The organism is Pseudoalteromonas sp. S3178, assembly GCF_005886985.1.
GTDB lineage: Bacteria > Pseudomonadota > Gammaproteobacteria > Enterobacterales > Alteromonadaceae > Pseudoalteromonas > Pseudoalteromonas carrageenovora.
The window spans coordinates 1-299 of the sequence record NZ_PNCW01000308.1; the positions used below are offsets into that span (position 1 = coordinate 1).

Genomic DNA, 299 nt, shown 5'->3' on the forward strand with positions numbered 1-299 from the left:
ACTGGAGCATGACAGCAAATACGCATGCTGGTATCAACCACTGCAAAAGTAGCCAATTAATCACACCGCCTCCAATATATTGCCTATCCAAAAACGGATTATTGGCAAACGAAATATCAAAGTGGAGCGACGCGCTTCCAAGTAATAGCAAGCTCGCGGCAAGCGGATAAAGTCTGTTGCCCTTGTCGCTGAGCTGCCCTCGCCACAGATATACAGCGCCAAGCACTAGCCAATTCAAAGCTAGCAACACGGATTCTTGGAAACTGAGGTTAGTAAAATCAGGGTAGTCACCAATCAAG

General features: G+C 46.8%; 1 pseudogene. It reads right to left on the minus strand.

Annotation, left to right across the window (positions count from 1 at the left end):
- Nucleotides 1-299 (minus strand): annotated as a pseudogene (locus CWC11_RS23065) (DUF2339 domain-containing protein); the annotation flags it as partial.